This window comes from Cupriavidus sp. H19C3 (assembly GCF_049393815.1).
In the GTDB taxonomy this organism is placed as follows: domain Bacteria; phylum Pseudomonadota; class Gammaproteobacteria; order Burkholderiales; family Burkholderiaceae; genus Cupriavidus.
On the sequence record NZ_CP184986.1, the window covers coordinates 2,124,001 to 2,142,850 of the forward strand.

Here is an 18,850-nt window from a genome sequence, read left to right on the forward strand (position 1 = left end):
AAAAGACGAGGTAAATAACATGGCAGGAATTTCGAATATCGGCGTCGGCTCGGGTCTGGATCTGCAGTCGCTGCTGCAGTCGCTGCAGGACAACGAGAACCTGGCGCTCAAGCCGATCTCGGACCAGGCTACCAGCTACCAGTCCAAGCTGTCCGCCTACGGCAAGATCAAGGCCGCGCTCGATGCCTACCAGGCTGCCGCCAAGAACCTGTCGAACCCCAAGACCTTCAGCGTCGTCAAGGCCGCCGTCAGCAACGGCATCCTGAGCGCCGCCACCAGCGCCGACTCGGTGCCGGGAAGCTACGCCATCAAGGTCAACAACCTCGCCACGGCCCAGACGCTGGCGTCCGCCGGCCTGGCTGACCAGAAGGCTGCCATTGGCGGCGGCACCATTACCTTCGACTTCGGCAAGGACCTTGCCACCGGCGGCGCGCCGACCAGCACCAAGACGGTCACCATCGGTTCCGATACCTCGCTGCAAGGCATTCGCGACTCGATCAACAAGGCCGACATCGGCGTCAAGGCGAGCATCGTCAACGATGGCTCGGGCACGCCGTATCGCCTGGTGCTGACGTCCGCCAAGACCGGCGAAGACATGTCGATGCGCGTGAGCGCAAGCGACGCCGCCGTTGCCAATGTGGTCGCGTTCGACCCGACGCTCGCGGTCCAGCCGAACGGCGTGCAGGAAAAGGTCAAGGCAGCCAACGCCTCGCTCACGGTCAACAACATCGACATCGTCAGCCAGTCCAATACCGTCACGGACGCCGTGCCGGGTACCACGCTGACGCTCACCGCCACCGGCGACACCACGCTGACGTCGACGCAGGACGACGACTCGATCAAGACGGCGGTGACCGCCTTCGTCAGCGCATACAACGCGCTGCTGACCGAAGCCGCCAACCAGACCGCGTTCGACACCAGCAACAACGCGCTCGGCGACCCGTCCAGCTCCTCGCCGCTGACTGGCGACGGCACGCTGCGCAATATCCAGACGAGCCTGCGCACGATGCTCAATGCCGGCCTGCCCGACGGCAAGGGCGGTACCCTGTCGCTGTCGCAGATGGGCATTTCGTTCGACCTCGACCCGACTAGTGGCGGCCAGAACTACGGCAAGCTGAAGATCGACGACGACAAGCTCGATGCCGCCATCTCGCAGAACGCGCAGGGCATGTCGGCCTTCTTCGGCGGGGTGAACGGTGCCAAGGGTCTCGGCAACACGGTCTCGGACTACATCGATGGCCTGAACGCCGACGGTGGCGCGCTGAGCTCGGTAACGGAAGGTCTGACCGACTCGCTCAAGGCGCTCAACGACAAGTACACCCAGACCCAGGACCGTATCGCGACCACCATGGACCGCTACAAGGCCCAGTTCACGCAACTGGACATCCTGGTATCGCAGCTGAACCAGACCAAGTCGTACCTGACGCAGCAGTTCGCATCGCTGCAGAACAGCAACAAGTAAGCCGGGAGGCAAATCATGTTCGCGCGCCAAGCCATCAACGCCTATGCCCAGGTCGGCGTCCAGACCGGGGTCATGAGCGCCAGCCCGCACAAGCTGATCGTCATGCTGTACGACGGTGCGCGCTCGGCCATCGCCAGGGCGAAGTTCCACCTCGAGAATGGCGAGGTGGAGGCGCGCGGCAACGCCATCTCCAAGGCCATCAATATCATCGACAATGGTCTGCGCGCGGTGCTCGACCATGAGGCTGGCGGAGAGATCTCTGCCAACCTCGAATCGCTGTACGAGTACATGACCCGCCGACTGTTGCTGGCCAATCTGCGCAACGATGAAGCGCTGCTGACGGAAGTCGACGGCCTGCTCGAGAACCTGGCTTCCGCGTGGGCAGCCATCGGCGATCCCGCGGTAGCCGCCGAAGCCCAGTCCCAGCCTGCCCCCCAGTCCGCACTCCAAGATTCTTGAAATGCTGTCCATGTCCCCTATCGTCCGTAGCTACGAAGAGCTGCTGGTGCTCTCTGAGCAGATGCTCGAGGCCGCGCGCGCCTCAAACTGGGATGCCCTGACGGAACTGCAACAGGTCTACATGGCCGAAGTCGAGCGACTGCGCCAGCTGGACCATAGCAAGCCGTTCTCCGACAACGAGCGCCTGCGCCGCTTCCAGCTGCTGGAGCGCATCCTGTCGTTCGATGCCCGTATCCGCGACCTGACCATGCCACGCCTGGCGCATCTCGGCGCCATGCTGAACAATTCGCGCACGCAGCTCAGTCTGCACCAGACCTACCGCGCGGCGGTCTAGAGGTCCCGCCCCCGCCGCCACGCGGGGGCATACTGTCGCGTATCACGCCACCGAACCACCGCTGACTGACACGCGCCAATGACTGGCATCCACCTGCCTGCCGGCCTGATGCCCGGCCATACGCCCGACCCCCAACTGGTCCGGCCCGCCCTGACGATCGACAAGCTCGCGGCACTGATGCCCGTGCCCGAAGTCACGCAGGGCGACGTTCAGTCTTCCACCGGCGAGACGCTCCAGGCACGCCAGCCCAACACGGTCGGCACCGGGCCCGGCACCGGCCCCAACGGCGCGCAGACCACCTCCACGCGCGAAACCCTGAGCTTTGCCGCGCGCGCCATTCTCGACGTAATGGAACGTGGCGACGCCCAGCCCTTGCGCGCCAATGGCCCGCTGTTGACAGCGCCGCCAACGGCCGGGGCGGCTGCCGCCACCCAAACACTTTCCGCCGCGCTTGCCACGCTGGTCGGCCAGAGCGGCATGTTCTACGAATCGCACCTGGCGCAGTGGATCAACGGCCAGCTGCCGTTGGCGAGCCTGCTGCAGGAACCGCAGAGTGCCGTGCGGCCGCAGGTGCCCGCGCAGAACGCGCCGCTGCCCGGCCAACCGGCACCGGCCAACCCGCCGCCCGTGGCCCTGCTGCCGTATGGCGGCCCGGCCGCGGTACCCGCGCCGCCGAACGCCGCGGTACTGGCCGAACTGACCCGTCCCACGGTATTCCCGCCGAACGACGCCCGCCTCGTTCCCGGTGCACCCGCCGCGCCCGCGCAGTCGGGCCAGGCCGGCGCACCCGGACCGGCGCAGGCGGGGCATTCCGGCCAACTGGCGCAGGCCGCCTCGCAGCTGCCACCGGCCGAGCAGCGCCGCGCCGCGCAGGCCACCGCGGCCGCGCAGGCGTACCGTACTACCGCGGATGCCGCGCAGGAGGGCCACCACGTGGCCAACGCGCAGCGTGCCGCCGCCATCGCCAGCTGGAACGCACCGGCACCAAGCCACACTCCGGCCGATACCGGCCCGCCCGTGCATCCCGCCACCGAAGGCGTGGTCCGCCAGCAGCTGGAACTGCTCGCAACCCAGCAGTTCCGCTTTGCGGTGGAGGCGTGGCCGGGCATGCCCGTCGACTGGGAGGTCACACGGCATGAGGGCGGGCAACAGGGCCAGGCCAGCGAGGGGACCGATCAATGGAGCACGCGCCTGCGCCTGGCGCTACCGCAACTCGGAAACGTCGAGGCCGTGCTGACGCTTGGCGCGCGCGGGCTGGAAGCGCGCCTCGTCACGCACGATGCGGATGCGGCCACGCGCCTCACGCGCGCGCGCGCGGACTTCCGCGCGCAACTCGATGCACGCGGCATCGCGCTGCTCAACCTGACCGTCAATACCGCGGACGCAGTGGAAGACACGCTGGCCCCGGCCGCCGCTAACGTCGCTGACGCCGGCAGCACTGCGGGAGCCTCGACGTGAGCGCCCACGAACCGGATCGCAGCGCCGCGGTGGCGCTCGCCTATGAGGCCAAGGACAACGCGCCACGCGTGGTGGCCAAGGGTTATGGCCTGTCCGCCGAAGCCATCATTGCCCGCGCGCGCGAGGCCGGCGTCTACGTGCACGGCTCGCCCGCGCTGGTCAATCTGCTGATGCAGGTGGACATGGACAGCCAGATCCCGCCGCAGCTGTATGTGGCGGTGGCCGAACTGCTGGCCTGGCTCCACCACGTCGAAACCGCCGCCGGCACCCCCACGCCGGCCTGACCGGCCGCCCCCGTTGCCCGGAGATCGTTGCCCCGCGCGCGTTGCGCGGCAGGCGGCGCACTCGGCACGTGGGGCGAAATAGCGCCAATTTTGTCCCGTGTTCCGGCCGATGGCGCGCATTCCGCTTTGTTAATGTTTTAGCGTCGGCCAGCCCGTGAAGTTCCGGGATGGCACCGTGCCTATACAAAGCGAAAGCCATGAACAGAAACGTCTCGATGGGTCCCGCCCAGCGTCTTATCCAGCAGGCCTGGACGGCCTATCACGCAGGCAGGTACACGGAGACCATCAAGCTCGCGGCCACCGCCAGGCGCAGTGGCGCCAACCTCGCGGACGCCAGCTACATCGAAGCGCGCGCCGCCTCGGCGCTGGGCCGTATCACCGAAGCCAAGGCGCTGGGCGAAGCGGGCATGAAGCGCTTTCCCAACCATGCCGGCTTTATCGGCCTGGTGGGTGCGCTCGAAGTCCAGCTCGAGAACTTCGAGACCGGTGCCAGGCTGATCAAGAAAAGCCTGGACCTTCAGCCAGACGCGCCGCACCTGTGGCAGACCTACGGCGCCGCGATGTTCGCGCTCGGCGACTACAACGAGGCGCGCGCCGCCGGCGCAAAAGCTTCCGCGATGCTGCCCAACGATCCCGCCGCCGTCGGCAACTACGCGAGCGCGATGCGCGAGTCCGGCAACACCATGGAAGCGATTCCGCTGATGCGCCAGGCCTGCGCGCTCGATCCGCTGCAGCGCATCAACCGCGCCAACCTGCTGTTCACGATTCTGTACGACGAGTCCATCGGTGCCGAGCAACTGCGTCGCGAAGCCACCGACTGGGCCGAAACCCTGGCGCGCACGCCGATCGATCCCAAGGTGCTGCCCCCCAGCGACGGCGACAAGATCCGCATCGGCATTCTCTCGAACGACCTGCGCCGCCACGCCGTCGCATACTTCCTGATTCCGCTGATCGCCAACATCGACCGCAACTACTTCGAGGTCCATCTGTTCTCACTGACCAGCGTGGTCGACAACGTGACCCAGAAGATCCAGCAGTACGCGGAGAGCTTCCAGGACGTGTCCAAGCTGTCCGAAGCGGAAGTAGTGCGCCGCATCCGCGAGGTGCGCTGCGACGTCATGGTCGACCTCGGCGGCTACACGGGCGCATCGCCGCTGCAATACATGGTGCATCGCCTGGCGCCCAAACAGCTGACCTGGCTGGGCTATCCCGGCACCACGGGCATGAAGGAAATCGAGTATCGCGTGACCGACTGGACCGCCGACCCGGCAGGCTACGAGCACAACTACTCGGAAAAGCTGCTGCGCGCGCCGATCTTCAGCGCGTTCCACCCGATCGTGACCAGCCCGCTGTCGATCTACGAGCCCAAGTACCGCGTGCAGCCGACACCCGCGCTCGCCAACGGCTATATCACCTTCGGTTCGTGCAACCACATCGCCAAGCTCGGCCCCAAGACCATGCGGCTCTGGAGCGCGGTGCTGTCGCGCTGCCCCAACTCGCGGCTGCTGGTGGAAGCCATGGGTTGCGAGCGCGAGAGCGTGCGCGAGATGTTGCGCGAGCGCATGGAACGGCACGGTATCGACACCAGCCGCGTGGACATGATCGCGCGCGAGGGCGTCAACCAGTACGTGACCTATCACCGCATCGACATCGCGCTCGATACCGCGCCGGTCACGGGCGGCACCACGACTTGCGATGCCATCTGGATGGGCGTGCCGGTGGTGTCGTTCGCGGGCGATACGTTCCACCAGCGCGTCTCGGCGCCGTTCCTGCATGCCGCCGGCCTGGACGAACTGATCTGCGAGACGGAAGAGCGCTACGTCGAAGTGGCATGCGCCCTGGCGTCGGATATCGGCCAGTTGAACGAGATCCGGCAGTCGCTGCGTCCGCGCGCCGAGCAGAGCGAAATGTTCGACGCGCCGCGCTTTGCCGCGTGGTTCGAGGACCAGGTGGTGGAGATGGTCAAGGACATCAAGCCGCTGCCGCAGCCACGTGCCGCGCGCAAGGAGGGGGTCTACTTCGGTGGCACCTGGTATCCCGTCGAGGACCTCGTGCTCTCGGTCGCCGCCCATATGCACATGCGCGAGTACGCCCCGCTGCGCAACGTGCTCGAGAACCTGACGTCGACCTGGTACCGCCACTGGATGGTGGCGTACGGGCTGGCCGAAATCAAATACGCCGAAGGCCGTCATGCCGAGGCGATCGACCTGCTGGTGGAGGCGATCGGCATGCGCCCGTACTCGCTGCCGCTGTATCGCAAGCTCGGCATCTGGATGGACGAGCAGAGCCTGGACAAGTCGGCGCTGGCGCAACTGCTGGACGACCAGTTCGGCCTCGCGCTGGAAACCCTGGAGGCATCGCCGCCGCCGACCGTATTCGAGATCCTCGGCATCACCGTCGAGCACGAGGACAATCCCGCCGCGGAGGAAGCCACAGCATGAAAGCCGTCATCCTGGCCGGTGGCCTCGGCACCCGCATTTCCGAGGAATCGCACCTGCGTCCCAAGCCGATGATTGAAATCGGCGGCAAGCCGATCCTGTGGCACATCATGAAGATGTACTCGGCGCATGGCGTCAACGAGTTCATCATCTGCCTCGGCTACAAGGGCTATGTCATCAAGGAATACTTCGCCAACTACTTCCTGCACATGTCCGACGTGACCTTCGACATGCGCGAGAACCGCATGTCGGTGCACCACCGCAAGGCGGAGCCGTGGAGCGTCACGCTGGTTGACACCGGCGAGGATTCGATGACCGGCGGCCGCCTGCGCCGCGTGCGCGAATACCTGACGCCGGGCGAATCGTTCTGCTTTACCTACGGTGACGGCGTGTCGGATATCGACATCACCGCCGAGATCGCCTTCCATCGTGCGCACGGCCGGCGCGCCACCGTGGCGGCGGTGCAGCCGCCCGGCCGCTATGGCGCGCTGGAGCGCGACAACGACAAGGTCTGCGGCTTTACCGAGAAGCCGCGCGGCGACGGTGCGTGGATCAATGGCGGCTTCTTCGTCCTGCAACCCGAAGTGATCGACCTGATCCCGGACGACGGTACCTCGTGGGAAGAAGCGCCGATGCGCCAGCTTGCCTCCAGCGGCCAGATGGCCGCGTTCGAGCACACCGGCTTCTGGCAGCCCATGGATACGCTGCGCGAGAAGAACCTGCTGGAAGACCTCTGGCAATCGGGCAAGGCGCCGTGGAAGAACTGGTAATGACCGAGGCGGCTTCCGCCCGCGCGCTGCCGGCCACATACGCCGGCCGGCGGGTATTCCTGACCGGCCATACCGGCTTCAAGGGCGCATGGCTCGCGCTGTTGCTCGCGCGCTTTGGCGCGCGCGTGCACGGCTACGCGCTGGCGCCGCAGACGGAGCCGAGCCTGTTCCAGGCCGCGCAGGTAGCAGGCGCGCTGGCCGGCCACGTCATCGACGACATCCGCGATGCCGGCGCGCTCGCGCAGGCCATGCGCGCGGCCGAACCGGAAATCGTGTTTCACCTGGCCGCCCAGCCGCTGGTGCGCGCCAGCTATCGCGATCCGGCGCAGACGTGGTCGACCAACGTGATGGGTACCGTCAACCTGCTCGAGGCGGTGCGTGCCTGCCCGTCCGTGCGTGCGGTCATCGTCGTCACCACCGACAAGTGCTATGAGAATCGCGAGTGGCTGTGGGGCTATCGCGAAACCGATCCGCTCGGCGGCCACGATCCGTACAGCGCGAGCAAGGCCGGCACCGAACTGGTGGCCGCCAGCTATCGTGCATCGTTCCTGGCCGAGCGCGGCGTGCTGCTGGCCACGGCGCGCGCCGGCAACGTGATCGGCGGCGGCGACTGGTCCGAGGATCGGCTGATTCCCGACGCCGCGCGGGCCGCGGCCGCGCACCGCACGCTCGAGATCCGCAATCCGGCCGCCACGCGGCCGTGGCAACACGTGCTGGAGGCGCTGCACGGCTATCTGCAACTGGGCGCGCGCCTGCTGGCCGGCGATGCCGGGATGGCCACGGCCTTCAACTTCGGCCCGGAAGCACGCGACAACGTCGCGGTCGCCACGGTCCTCGCAGGCTTGCAGCAGCACTGGCCCGAACTCGACTGGGCGCATTGCCCGCCGCCGGGCAGCGCACCGCACGAGGCCGGCCACCTGTACCTCGATTCGGCCCGTGCCCACACCCTGCTGCGCTGGCAGCCGCGCTGGACGCTGGCACAGGCGCTGGCCGCGACCGCACACTGGTACCGCGCGGTTCAGCGCGACCCGGCCACCGCGCGCGCCATGACCGAACAACAAATCGAGCAATTCCAAGCATGAACGCCTTCGCCCACGCCTCGCCCGCGCCCTGCCGTGGCTGCGGTACGCCGATGACCCAGACCGTGGTCGATCTCGGCCTGTCGCCGGTTTCCAATGCCTTTATCAAGCCTGCGCAGATGCATCTCGGCGAGATGTTCTACCCGCTCCACGCGATGGTGTGCCACGCGTGCTGGCTGGTGCAGCTGCGCGATGCCACGCCGGCCGAGACCCATTTCCACGACGATTACGTCTACTTCTCGTCGTATTCGACGTCGTGGCTCGACCACGCGCGTCGCTATGTGGAAGCCATGACGGCGCGCTTTGACCTGTCGCCCACGAGCCGGGTCATGGAGATCGCCAGCAACGACGGCTATCTGCTGCAGTACTTCCACCAGAACGGCGTGCCGTGCCTGGGCGTGGAACCGACCGCCAATACCGGCGCCGCGGCGCGTGCCAGGGGCATCGACAGCCGCGAGCTGTTCTTCGGCAGGCAGACCGCGCGCGCGCTGTGCGAGGAAGGCTGGCAGGTGGATCTGCTGCTCGGCAATAACGTGCTGGCCCACGTGCCCGATATCAACGACTTCGTGGGCGGCATGCCGATCGTGCTGAAGCCGGAAGGCGTCGTGACGCTCGAGTTTCCGCACCTGCTGCACCTGCTCGACGAGAACCAGTTCGATACGCTGTACCACGAGCATTATTCTTACCTGTCGCTGACCGCGTTGCTGCCGATCCTGGCGCGTGCCGGACTGCGCGTGTTCGACATCGAACACCTGCCGACCCATGGCGGCAGCCTGCGCCTGTTTGCGTGCCACGCGCGCGCGGCGCACGCGGCCACGCCGGCGGTACAGGCTTGCCTCGACGCCGAGGCACACGGTGGACTCGCCACGCCGGAACGCTATGCGCGCTTTGCCGATCAGGTCCATCATGCGCGCCGCGAACTCCTGGCGTTCCTGATCGAGGCGCGCCGCGCCGGCAAGCGCGTGGCCGCGTACGGTGCCGCCGCCAAGGGCAACACGCTGCTGAACTACTGCGGCGTGGATGCCGAGATGATCGAATACGTGGTGGACCGCAATCCGGCCAAGCAAGGCAAGCTGCTGCCGGGCTCACGCATCCCGGTGCTCGGGCCCGAGGCCGTGTTCGAACGGCGCCCCGACTACCTGCTGATCCTGCCCTGGAACATCAAGGACGAGGTCATGACGCAGATGGACGGCATTCGCGCGTGGGGCGGCCGCTTCGTGGTGGCGATTCCCGAAACCCTGGTCCTGCCGTGATCTTTACGCCTGCCCGTATCGCCGGCGCCTGGCTGGTCGATCCCGAACCCCTGCCCGATGCGCGCGGTTTCTTCGCGCGCACCGTGTGCGTGGACGCCTTTGCCGCGCATGGTATCGATGCGCGCTTTGTCCAGCAGAGCGTGTCGCGCAATACGCGCGCGGGCATCGTGCGCGGCATGCATTTCCAGCGCGGCGCGCAGGCCGAGGACAAGCTCGTGCGCGTGACCACCGGTGCGGTGCACGACGTGATCCTCGACCTGCGGCCGGGGTCCGCCACCTATCTCCAGTGGCAGGCGGTGACACTCAGTGCCGACAGCCAGCGTGCGATCTATATCCCCAAGGGGGTCGCGCATGGCTTCCAGACGCTGACCGACCTGTCCGAAGTGTTTTATCAGATGACGGTGCCGTTCTCGCCCGGCGACAGCGCCGGCGTGCTCTGGAACGATCCGGACATCGGCATTGCCTGGCCCGATTGCGCGGAGCGGCTGATCTCCGCGAAAGATCTGGCCTTACCGCGGCTCGCGGATCTCGCACGCGCGCCTTGACTGACGCATTCCTCCCGAACCTGACAACCCCAAAGCGGAGCCATTGATGAGTACCGAACATTTGCAGAAGCTGTCCGAAGCCTTGCGCACGGTAGGCGGCTGTGCTGCCGCCCGCGACAAGGTCATTGCCGTGTGCAAGACCATCGAGCAGGACCTCGCCGACTACACCGGCAGCGTGCGCGACGACATTACCGGGCCGATCGTGGACGCCATGTACGACGAACAGTCGCGCCTGCGCAAGACGCTGGCCGACGGCACCGTCTTCGAATTCCTCTATCGCACCAAGATCGCGCGCGACTTCCTCATGAGCACGCCGGCGCAACCGGACCACGTGTGGGAGCCCCAGACCACCAAGCTGCTGCTGCGCCTGTGCGAGCGCGGCGGTAACGCGGTGGTCGGCGGCGCGTACTTCGGCGACCAGGTCATCCTGATGGCGCGCCGCCTGGCGCAGGCCGGCGGCACGTGCCACGCCTTCGAGCCCAACGCCGACCAGCTCGGCATGCTGCGCAACAACGCCGAGCTCAACCACGTGGAGAATATCCGCAGCTGGCGCCTTGGCCTCTGGTCGGACAGCACCACGCAACTGCGTCTGGTCGGCAACGATTCGTTCGCGCATGCGGAACAGACCACCGCCGCCGCCGGCGACGACAGCTTTGCCACGGTCACCATCGACGACTATTGCGCGCAGCAGAAGCTCGACAAGCTCAGCCTGATCATGCTCGACATCGAAGGCGCCGAGATCAACGTGTTCAAGGGGGCGGCGCGCCAGCTCGCGCGCCCGGCCGGCGAAGCGCCCAACCTGGTGTTCGAGGTCCATCGCCACTATGTGGACTGGAGCGCGGGCCTGGAGAACGCGGAGATCGTCAAGCTGCTCAAGGGCTACGGCTACCACGTCTATGCCGTGCGCGACTTCAACTCGAACGTCGACATGGCTGGCCGCCCGGTGGAACTGGTACCGGTGGACAGCGTGTACCTCGAGGGCCCGGCGCATGGCTTCAACATGGTGGCGGTAAAGGATCCCTCGGTATTGCAGGGCGAGGATTTCGCCGTGGTGCCGGGCGTGAGCCCCAAGCTGCTGTGGCATCGCGATCCCGCGCTGCATCACCCGGTGAACTGAGGCTCGGCACATGCGTTGTACGGTAATCGGCGGCGCCGGCTTTGTCGGCAGCCGCCTGGCCGATACGCTGCGGCGTGCCGGCCATGAGGTATGGGTGCCCGCACGCGGCGATCGCGCGCTGTTCACGCGCGATCTTGGCCACGTGTACTACTGCGCGGGACTGACCGCCGACTACGCGGCGCGCCCGTACGATACCGTGGCCGCGCATGTGACGCTGCTCGCGGACGTGCTGCGTGCCGACCGCTACGAGCATCTGGTCTACCTGTCGTCCACGCGGCTCTACGACACGTCGGTCCTCGATATCGGCATCGAGAGTGCCGCGCTGACCCTGCAGCCGGCCAATCCGCGCGCGCTCTACGACTTCTCGAAGGGCCTTGGCGAGAACCTGTGCCTGACCGTGGCGGCCGGGCGTACCGCGGTGGCACGGCTGTCGTGCGTATTCGACTGGACGCCGGGCGCGCCGGGCTTTCTCTCGGAATGGCTGGTGCGCGCGGCGAGCGAACGCGCGTTCCGGCTGGAGTCCGACAGCGGCTATGTGCGCGACTACATTCACCTGGACGATGTCGTACGCGCGCTGATGACGATCTCGACGCGCCGCGCCGGCGGCATTTTCAATGTCGCCAGCGGCGAGAACGTGTCGAACGGCGAGCTGGTCGAAGTCTTCGCGCAGGCCGGCTGGGATATCACGCTCACCCGCAAGTCGCCGGTCCAGCGCGCGGCAATCTGCAGCACCGACGCGCTGCGTGCGCTCGATGTCGTCCCGCGGCCAGTGCGCGACGCGGTAGCCAGTCATCTGGAGGGGATCCGAACATGGAACTGATCGGCCAGACGCGCGAGTCGCTCGTCGCCTATACGTGTGCCCAGGTGGCAAACCTCGTGCCCGACGGCCGTGCCGACATGCTGGCGCCGGTGCTGGCGCGGCATATCGACGAGGCCCTGGCCCGCACCGGCCGCTGCATCGATGCGGTACGGATGTGGCGGCCGGGCCAGTTCAACTACCTGCATTCGTCCCAGTACTGCCAGTACCTCTATTACCTCTCCAACACCATCTGGCGCAACGAACGCGCCGGCGAGGTCTGCACCAGGCTGTTCCTGCTGAACAAGGCGCTCAACGCCATCGATCTGTTCTACGAGATCGACATGCCGGAGGTCTTCTTTATCGGCCACTCGGTGGGCATCGTGCTGGCCAAGGCCACCTATGGCAACTACCTCGTGCTCTACCAGAACTCCACGGTCGGCAAGAACCATGGCGTGGCCCCCGTGATCGGCGACGGCGTGGTGATGTACCCCAACACGGCGATCATCGGCCGCAGCCACGTACGCGACGGCTCCGTGCTCGCCCAGGGCGTCAGCGTGCTGAACCGCGACACCCCGGGCGACTGCCTGGTGTACGCCGGTCAGGCCGGCGACCTGGTCTGCAAGCCCGCCCGCGAACGTGCCATCGAGGAATATTTCCGCGTCTGAAGCCCCGATCGGCGCGCGCCGGCCGTACATAAGCAAAGAGCCCGCACCAGGTGCGGGCCCTTTGCCGTTGCGCCGGCAGATTACACCGGCATGTTCATCATTTCCTGATACGCGGCGGCCAGGCGGTTGCGCACCTGGACGGCGGTCTGGAACGAGACGTTGGCCTTCTGCAGGTCGATCATCACGTCGTTCAGCGCGACACCGGGCTTGCCCAGTTCAAACGCTTCGGCCTGGCTGTTGGCGTGCTCCTGCGCGGCGTTGACGCGCGCCAGCGAGCGTTGCAGTTCCGTGGAAAAGCTGCCGGATGTAGCGGTCTGCGCCGATTCGGCGGCGCCGCCCGCGGCGGTCTGGGCCAGGCCGCGCAGCTGCTGGAGCATGCTTTCGATGGAGGAAATCGTGGTCATGTCGGTCGGCAAAGGTTGGAAATGGTCGGGAGGCCATTGCAATATGCCTTTTACGGCACATAACACGTTCACCTCACCTGTTTCGGCCCTCGCACTGTAGACCTTGCCTCCATCCACCCAAAGGCTGAAATCACGCGGAAAACCTCGCCTATTCAGTCGATTGTGCATCGACCATCTGACCGATGATCGCTACCGTGCCGAATCTGGCGTGCGGTCGTGCTTGGGCTGCCGTCATGGCGATCATCATCAACCATCGCGGGGAGTGCGCGTGTTTTTTCAGCAGCGTAGTGAGAGCCGTGCCGATATGAATAACGGCAAGACTGGCCAGAGTGGCAAGGGCGGGGTTTCCCTTGCCAACCCGGAGACGCGTGCATGAACGCCACCGCAGCCCTGCCGGGCGGCACCGCGCTGCTCGACAAGATCAAGAGCAATCCGCGCCTGCCGCTGATGCTTGGCGGCGCCGCGCTCGTCGCCGCCATCGCTGTGGGCGTGATGTGGTCGCGCGCCCCGGACTACAAGGTGCTGTACAGCAACCTGTCCGAACGCGACGGCGGCGCCGTGATCGCCTCGCTCCAGCAGATGAACGTGCCGTACAAGTTCGCCGAAGGCGGCGGTGCGGTGATGGTGCCCTCCGACAAGGTCCACGAGACGCGCCTGCGCCTGGCGTCCCAGGGCCTGCCCAAGAGCGGTACCGCGGGCATGGAGCTGATGGACAACCAGAAATTCGGCATCAGCCAGTTTGCCGAACAGGTCAACTATCAGCGTGGCCTCGAAGGCGAACTCGCGCGCTCGATCGAGTCGATCGGAGCCGTGCAGTCCGCCCGCGTGCACCTCGCGCTGCCCAAGCCGACGCTGTTCGTGCGCGAGCGCCAGAAGCCCACCGCCTCGATCGTGCTGCAGCTCTACCCGGGCCGCGCCATCGATGAAGGCCAGGTCGCGGCGATCAGCCACCTGGTGTCGTCGAGCGTGCCCGAGCTCACGCCCAAGTCGATCTCGATCGTCGACCAGCACGGCAACCTGCTGTCCGGCAATGGCGACCGCTCGCTCGATGCCACGCAGCTCAAGTTCGTGCAGCAGGTCGAGCAGAATTATGTGAAGCGCGTGGAAGCCATCCTCGCGCCGATCGTCGGCAAGGACAACGTCCATGCGCAGGTGACCGCCGACGTGGACTTCTCCACCGTCGAGCACACCGACGAAAGCTACAAGCCCAACCAGGATCCGACCCGCGCGGCCATCCGCAGCCAGCAGACCAGCGAGTCGAGCCAGGAAGGCGCGGCACCGGTCGGCGGCGTGCCGGGCGCGCTGTCGAACCAGCCGCCGGCCGCGGCCCAGGCACCGGTCACGCAACCCCAGCCGCCGCGCCAGCCGGGCCAGCCGAATCCGCAGGTCCAGCCCAACCAGGCCCAGCAGCAGACCCAGACCGCCGAGAAGACCGGTCCGAAGAGCAGCCGTCGCGATTCCACCACCAACTACGAGCTCGATCGCACCGTACGCCACGTGCAACAGGCGCCGGGCGGCGTCAAGCGCCTGTCCGTGGCCGTGGTGGTGAACTATCGCCAGAAGACCGATGCCAAGGGCAAGGTCACCGCGGAGGCCCTGCCGGCGCCGATGCTCGCGCAGATCGAGAACCTGACCAAGGAAGCGATGGGCTACTCGGCCGAGCGCGGCGACTCGCTCAACGTGGTCAACAGTCCGTTCACCGACGACCGCGTGGTCGAGCCGGAATTGCCGCTGTGGAAGCAGCCGCAGATGATCGACCTGGCCAAGACCGGCGTCGGCTACCTGCTGCTCGCACTGCTGGCCATATTCCTCTGGTTCAAGGTGGCGCGCCCCGTGCTGCGCAAGTACACCGCGCCGCCGCTGCCCGCCCCGACCGAGGCCGATGCCGCCGCCGAAGCCGTGCTGCTGCCGCCGGAAGAAACCGTCAATCCGGAAGTGCTGCGCCTCGCGGCCAAGTACGAAAGCGATCTCGCCCTGGTGCGTGACGCCGCGCAACGCGACCCGCGTCTGGTCGCCAGCGTAATCAAGAACTGGATGGCCAATGACGAACGCTAAACCCGCAACGACCGACAAAGGGTTGCAAAAGAGCGCCATCCTGATGATGGCGATCGGCGAGGATGCCGCCGCCGAGGTGTTCAAGCACCTGTCGCCGCGCGAAGTGCAGGGACTGGGCTCGGCCATGGCCAGCCTGTCCTCGGTGACGCGCGAAGAGATGGCGGAAGTGCTGGCCGAATTCCGTGGCGAGACCGAGCAGTACCTGGCGCTCAACGTCGATTCGAGCTCGTTCATCAAGAGCGTCCTGAACAAGGCGCTCGGCGAAGAGCGTGCGTTGTCGGTGATCGAGGACATCCTCGAGTCGCGCGATCCGGGTGGCGGCATCGATTCGCTGAACTGGATGGACTCGACCTCGGTGGCCGAACTGATCAAGGACGAGCATCCGCAGATCATCGCCACCATCCTGATCCACCTGGACCGCCAGAAGTCGTCCGAGGTGCTGGCGATGTTCACCGACCGCCTGCGCAACGACGTGATCCTGCGTATCGCCACGTTCGGCGGCGTACAGCCGGGCGCGCTGCAGGAACTGACCGACGTGCTGACCAAGCTGCTGGCGGGCCAGAGCCTCAAGCGGAGCCGCATGGGCGGCGTCCGCACCGCGGCCGAGATCATCAACCTGATGAGCACGGCCCACGAGGAAGCGGTCATCGACGGCGTGCGTACGCACGACGCGGACCTCGCGCAGAAGATCATCGACGAGATGTTCCTGTTCGAGAACCTGCTGGAAGTGGACGACCGCGGCATCCAGCGCGTACTCAAGGAAATCGCCACCGAGTCGCTTATCGTCGCGCTCAAGGGCGCGCCGCAGGAACTGCGCGACAAGTTCATCCGCAACATGTCGACCCGTGCGGGCGAAATGCTGCGCGAGGACCTCGATGCGCTGGGCCCGGTGCGTGTGTCGCAGGTGGAGGCCGAGCAGAAGGCCATCCTGCAGGTGGTGAGACGCCTGGCGGAAGCCGGCGAGATCCAGATCGGCGGAGGCGACGATGCCTATGTCTGAGCGTGCGCATGCGGGCAGCCGCGGCTTCCCTGGCGGGAACGCCGGCGGCAACCCCGGTGGAAACTTCGGCGGCAATGCCGGTGGCCGCGGTGCCAGTGGCGCCGGCTCCGGCGACGGCTTCCAGTCCTTCGACCCGCCGCGTGGCGGCGGTCGCCGTGGCGACAGCTGGCAACGCTGGCAAATGGTCTCGCTCGATCCGCGCGATCATCTCAAGGCGCTCGAAGCCAAGCTGCCGGTGGAACCCCCGCCGCCCCCGCCCATCGACTTCGAAGCCCTCGATGCGATGCGCGAGGGCGCGCGCAAGGAAGGCTACGCCCAAGGCTACAGCCAGGGCCAGACCCAGGGCTATGGCGATGGCCATCGCGAAGGCTATGCCCGCGGCCTGGAGTCTGCCCGTGCCGAAGCCGCACGCCTGCAGGAGCTGGCCGGCAATTTCCGCGATGCGCTCCAACGCGTCGATGCCGAGATCTCCGACGCACTGATTTCCCTCGCGCTCGACGTGGCGCGCCAGCTGGTCCGCAAGACCATGGAACTGGACCCGGCCGCACTGCTGCCGGCCGCGCGCGAACTGCTCGCGGCCGAGCCGCCGCTCTCGGGCGCCCCCGCCCTGCTGCTGAATCCCGACGACGTCGCACTGGTGGAAACCCATCTGCGGGGCGAGCTGGAAGCCGCCGGCTGGACCGTGCGCGCGGACCCGTCCGTGGCGCGGGGTGGCTGCATCGCCAGCGCCGCCAGCGGCGAACTCGATGCCAGCCTGGCCACGCGCTGGAGCCGCGTGGTCAAGGCGCTCGGCCGCAACGATCCGTGGGAGCCGCCGCATGCATGAGCCGCAGGCCCAGGCGCACGCGCCCGCCGCATCGATTCCGCATACGCGTCATTGGCGTGATGCGCTGACCTCGGCGTCGGCCGGTCTGGCCGATCTCGACAGCAAGCGCACCTGCGGCCGCCTGACGCGTGCCGCCGGCCTGGTACTGGAAGCCGTGGGCCTGCGCCTGCCGGTCGGCAGCGACTGCCTGATCGAACTGCCCGCCGGCCAGCATGGCCATGGCGGTCCGCGCACGGCCGAGGCCGAAGTGGTCGGCTTTGGCGCCGATCGCCTCTACCTGATGCCGCAATCCGACGTGGTGGGCCTGGTGCCCGGCGCCCGCGTCTATCCGCTCGAGCCGTCGCCGCTGCCGGCCGGGGTGTCCGCGCCGCGCGAACCCGGTTCCAAGCGCCTGCCGGTGGGCGAGGGTCTGCTCGGCCGCGTGCTCGATGCCGCCGGCCGTCCGCTCGACGGCCTCGGGCCGATCACCGCCGCCAGCGAGGTGCCGCTCTCGGGAGCGCAGATCAACCCGCTGATGCGCGCGCCGATCGAAACCGTGCTGGACACGGGCGTGCGCGCGATCAACGCGATGCTGACGGTCGGCCGCGGCCAGCGCATGGGCCTGTTTGCAGGCTCCGGCGTGGGCAAGAGCGTGCTGCTTGGCATGATGGCCCGCTACACCAGCGCCGAGGTCATCGTGGTCGGCCTGATCGGCGAACGCGGCCGCGAAGTGAAGGACTTCATCGAGAACATTCTGGGCGAGGAAGGCCGCAAGCGCTCGGTCGTGGTGGCCGCGCCGGCCGATACCTCGCCGCTGCTGCGCATGCAGGGCGCCGCCTACGCGACGCGCCTGGCCGAATATTTCCGCGACCAGGGCCGGCACGTGCTGCTGATCATGGACTCGCTCACGCGTTACGCGATGGCCCAGCGCGAGATTGCGCTGGCGATTGGCGAGCCGCCGGCCACCAAGGGCTATCCGCCCTCGGTCTTCGCCAAGCTGCCCACGCTGGTCGAACGTACCGGTAACGGTCCCGAAGGCGGTGGCTCGATTACCGCGTTCTACACGGTGCTGACCGAAGGCGACGACCAGCAGGATCCGATCGCCGACTCGGCCCGCGCCATTCTCGACGGCCATATCGTGCTGTCGCGCAGTCTCGCCGAGGCCGGCCACTATCCGGCCATCGACGTGGAAGCATCCATCAGCCGCGCCATGACGGCGCTGATCGATGCGCCGCAGTTCGCCTCCGTGCGGCGCTTCAAGCAGCTGATGTCGCGCTACCAGCGCAACCGCGATCTCATCAGCGTGGGTGCGTACGTGCCCGGCAGCGATCCGGAGGTGGATCTCGCCATCCGCCTGCATTCGCGCATGGAGACGTTCCTGCAGCAGGACATCCCCGAACGCGCCGACTACGCGAGCTCGGTTGCCTACCTGCATCAGCTATTCGAGAGGATGGAACATGTCTAAGCCCTCAGCACTGAATACGCTGGCCGAACTGGCCCAGGACAGCGCCGACAAGGCCGCGCGCGAACTCGGGCGGCTGCAGGGACTGCGCACGCAAGCCGAGCAGCAGCTCAACGCGCTGACGCAATACCGCCAGGAATACCGCACGCGCATGCAGGCAATCGCCGCCGAGGGCATGACCTCGAGCCGCTGGCAGGATTTCTCGCGCTTTCTCGATTCGCTCGACCAGGCCATCCGCCACCAGACCTCGGCACTGGCCAAGGCCGAGGCCGACCTGCTGGCCGGCCGTGCCAACTGGCAGCAGCAGAAGCGCCGCCAGAATTCGTTCGACACCTTGATCACCCGCGCGGAGACGCGCGAGCAGCAGATCGTGGCGCGCCGCGAACAGCGGGCCAACGATGAATACGCGGCAAGAATCGCGCGCCAGCCGGCGACCGGCCAGAACTAATACACCAGACACC

19 protein-coding genes are annotated in these 18,850 nt (G+C 67.1%); 18 read left to right on the top strand and 1 reads right to left on the bottom strand.

The genetic code is table 11. From position 1 onward, the window contains the following. The first annotated feature begins 19 nt into the window (after positions 1–19). The 13 genes from fliD (at position 20) to DFLDMN_RS29045 (ending at position 12,663) form a co-directional block, all read left to right on the top strand. Complete coding sequence (gene fliD / locus DFLDMN_RS28985; protein WP_423199188.1) at positions 20–1,462, top strand: flagellar filament capping protein FliD; 1,443 nt, start codon at positions 20–22, stop codon at positions 1,460–1,462. A 15-nt stretch (positions 1,463–1,477) separates the two neighbouring features. Next, complete coding sequence (gene fliS / locus DFLDMN_RS28990) at positions 1,478–1,921, top strand: flagellar export chaperone FliS (RefSeq protein WP_423199189.1); 444 nt, start codon at positions 1,478–1,480, stop codon at positions 1,919–1,921. A gap of 1 nt (position 1,922) precedes the next feature. Beyond that, on the top strand, positions 1,923–2,255 hold the full coding sequence (locus tag DFLDMN_RS28995; protein ID WP_423199190.1) for a flagellar protein FliT: 333 nt from the start codon (positions 1,923–1,925) through the stop codon (positions 2,253–2,255). 78 nt (positions 2,256–2,333) lie between these two features. Next, the gene (locus DFLDMN_RS29000) at positions 2,334–3,713 is read left to right on the top strand and encodes a flagellar hook-length control protein FliK (RefSeq protein ID WP_423199191.1); all 1,380 of its coding nucleotides are present in this window, start codon (positions 2,334–2,336) and stop codon (positions 3,711–3,713) included. Continuing rightward, positions 3,710–3,997: an EscU/YscU/HrcU family type III secretion system export apparatus switch protein gene (locus tag DFLDMN_RS29005; RefSeq protein ID WP_423199192.1), complete on the top strand. Its 288-nt coding sequence runs from the start codon at positions 3,710–3,712 to the stop codon at positions 3,995–3,997. Before DFLDMN_RS29000 ends, DFLDMN_RS29005 begins: the two co-directional genes overlap by 4 nt. A 197-nt stretch (positions 3,998–4,194) precedes the next feature. Beyond that, a complete protein-coding gene (locus tag DFLDMN_RS29010) occupies positions 4,195–6,438 on the top strand; it encodes a tetratricopeptide repeat protein (RefSeq protein WP_423199193.1) in 2,244 nt (747 codons plus the stop codon). Beyond that, positions 6,435–7,205, top strand: a complete 771-nt coding sequence (gene rfbF, locus DFLDMN_RS29015) for a glucose-1-phosphate cytidylyltransferase (protein ID WP_423199194.1) — start codon at positions 6,435–6,437, stop codon at positions 7,203–7,205. The genes DFLDMN_RS29010 and rfbF overlap by 4 nt, the downstream gene beginning before the upstream one ends. Continuing rightward, on the top strand, positions 7,205–8,287 hold the full coding sequence (gene rfbG / locus DFLDMN_RS29020; RefSeq protein WP_423200606.1) for a CDP-glucose 4,6-dehydratase: 1,083 nt from the start codon (positions 7,205–7,207) through the stop codon (positions 8,285–8,287). The genes rfbF and rfbG overlap by 1 nt, the downstream gene beginning before the upstream one ends. Further along, entirely contained in the window at positions 8,284–9,537 is a 1,254-nt protein-coding gene (locus DFLDMN_RS29025; protein WP_423199195.1) for a methyltransferase domain-containing protein, read from the top strand. Before rfbG ends, DFLDMN_RS29025 begins: the two co-directional genes overlap by 4 nt. Then, entirely contained in the window at positions 9,534–10,082 is a 549-nt protein-coding gene (gene rfbC, locus DFLDMN_RS29030; protein ID WP_423199196.1) for a dTDP-4-dehydrorhamnose 3,5-epimerase, read from the top strand. The genes DFLDMN_RS29025 and rfbC overlap by 4 nt, the downstream gene beginning before the upstream one ends. Before the next feature lie 46 nt (positions 10,083–10,128). Further along, a complete protein-coding gene (locus DFLDMN_RS29035) occupies positions 10,129–11,199 on the top strand; it encodes an FkbM family methyltransferase (RefSeq protein WP_423199197.1) in 1,071 nt (356 codons plus the stop codon). A 10-nt stretch (positions 11,200–11,209) separates the two neighbouring features. After that, positions 11,210–12,019 (top strand): NAD-dependent epimerase/dehydratase family protein, encoded by an 810-nt coding sequence (locus DFLDMN_RS29040; protein WP_423199198.1) that lies wholly within the window; start codon positions 11,210–11,212, stop codon positions 12,017–12,019. Continuing rightward, positions 12,010–12,663: a hypothetical protein gene (locus DFLDMN_RS29045; protein WP_423199199.1), complete on the top strand. Its 654-nt coding sequence runs from the start codon at positions 12,010–12,012 to the stop codon at positions 12,661–12,663. The genes DFLDMN_RS29040 and DFLDMN_RS29045 overlap by 10 nt, the downstream gene beginning before the upstream one ends. 80 nt (positions 12,664–12,743) lie before the next feature. Here DFLDMN_RS29045 and fliE read toward each other — a convergent pair whose 3' ends face one another. After that, the gene (fliE, locus tag DFLDMN_RS29050; RefSeq protein WP_423199200.1) at positions 12,744–13,067 is read right to left on the bottom strand and encodes a flagellar hook-basal body complex protein FliE; all 324 of its coding nucleotides are present in this window, start codon (positions 13,065–13,067) and stop codon (positions 12,744–12,746) included. Between the two features lie 372 nt (positions 13,068–13,439). Between fliE and fliF the strand changes: the two genes are divergently transcribed. The 5 genes from fliF to fliJ are packed head-to-tail and all read left to right on the top strand — an operon-like array spanning position 13,440 to position 18,837. Further along, positions 13,440–15,122, top strand: coding sequence for a flagellar basal-body MS-ring/collar protein FliF (gene fliF / locus DFLDMN_RS29055; protein ID WP_423199201.1), 1,683 nt, complete (start codon positions 13,440–13,442; stop codon positions 15,120–15,122). Then, positions 15,109–16,122, top strand: a complete 1,014-nt coding sequence (gene fliG / locus DFLDMN_RS29060; RefSeq protein ID WP_423199202.1) for a flagellar motor switch protein FliG — start codon at positions 15,109–15,111, stop codon at positions 16,120–16,122. The genes fliF and fliG overlap by 14 nt, the downstream gene beginning before the upstream one ends. Beyond that, positions 16,109–16,948: a flagellar assembly protein FliH gene (fliH, locus tag DFLDMN_RS29065; RefSeq protein WP_423199203.1), complete on the top strand. Its 840-nt coding sequence runs from the start codon at positions 16,109–16,111 to the stop codon at positions 16,946–16,948. The genes fliG and fliH overlap by 14 nt, the downstream gene beginning before the upstream one ends. Continuing rightward, on the top strand, positions 16,941–18,392 hold the full coding sequence (gene fliI / locus DFLDMN_RS29070; protein WP_423199204.1) for a flagellar protein export ATPase FliI: 1,452 nt from the start codon (positions 16,941–16,943) through the stop codon (positions 18,390–18,392). The genes fliH and fliI overlap by 8 nt, the downstream gene beginning before the upstream one ends. Continuing rightward, positions 18,385–18,837, top strand: coding sequence for a flagellar export protein FliJ (gene fliJ, locus DFLDMN_RS29075; RefSeq protein WP_423199205.1), 453 nt, complete (start codon positions 18,385–18,387; stop codon positions 18,835–18,837). The genes fliI and fliJ overlap by 8 nt, the downstream gene beginning before the upstream one ends. The last annotated feature ends 13 nt before the right edge of the window (positions 18,838–18,850 follow it).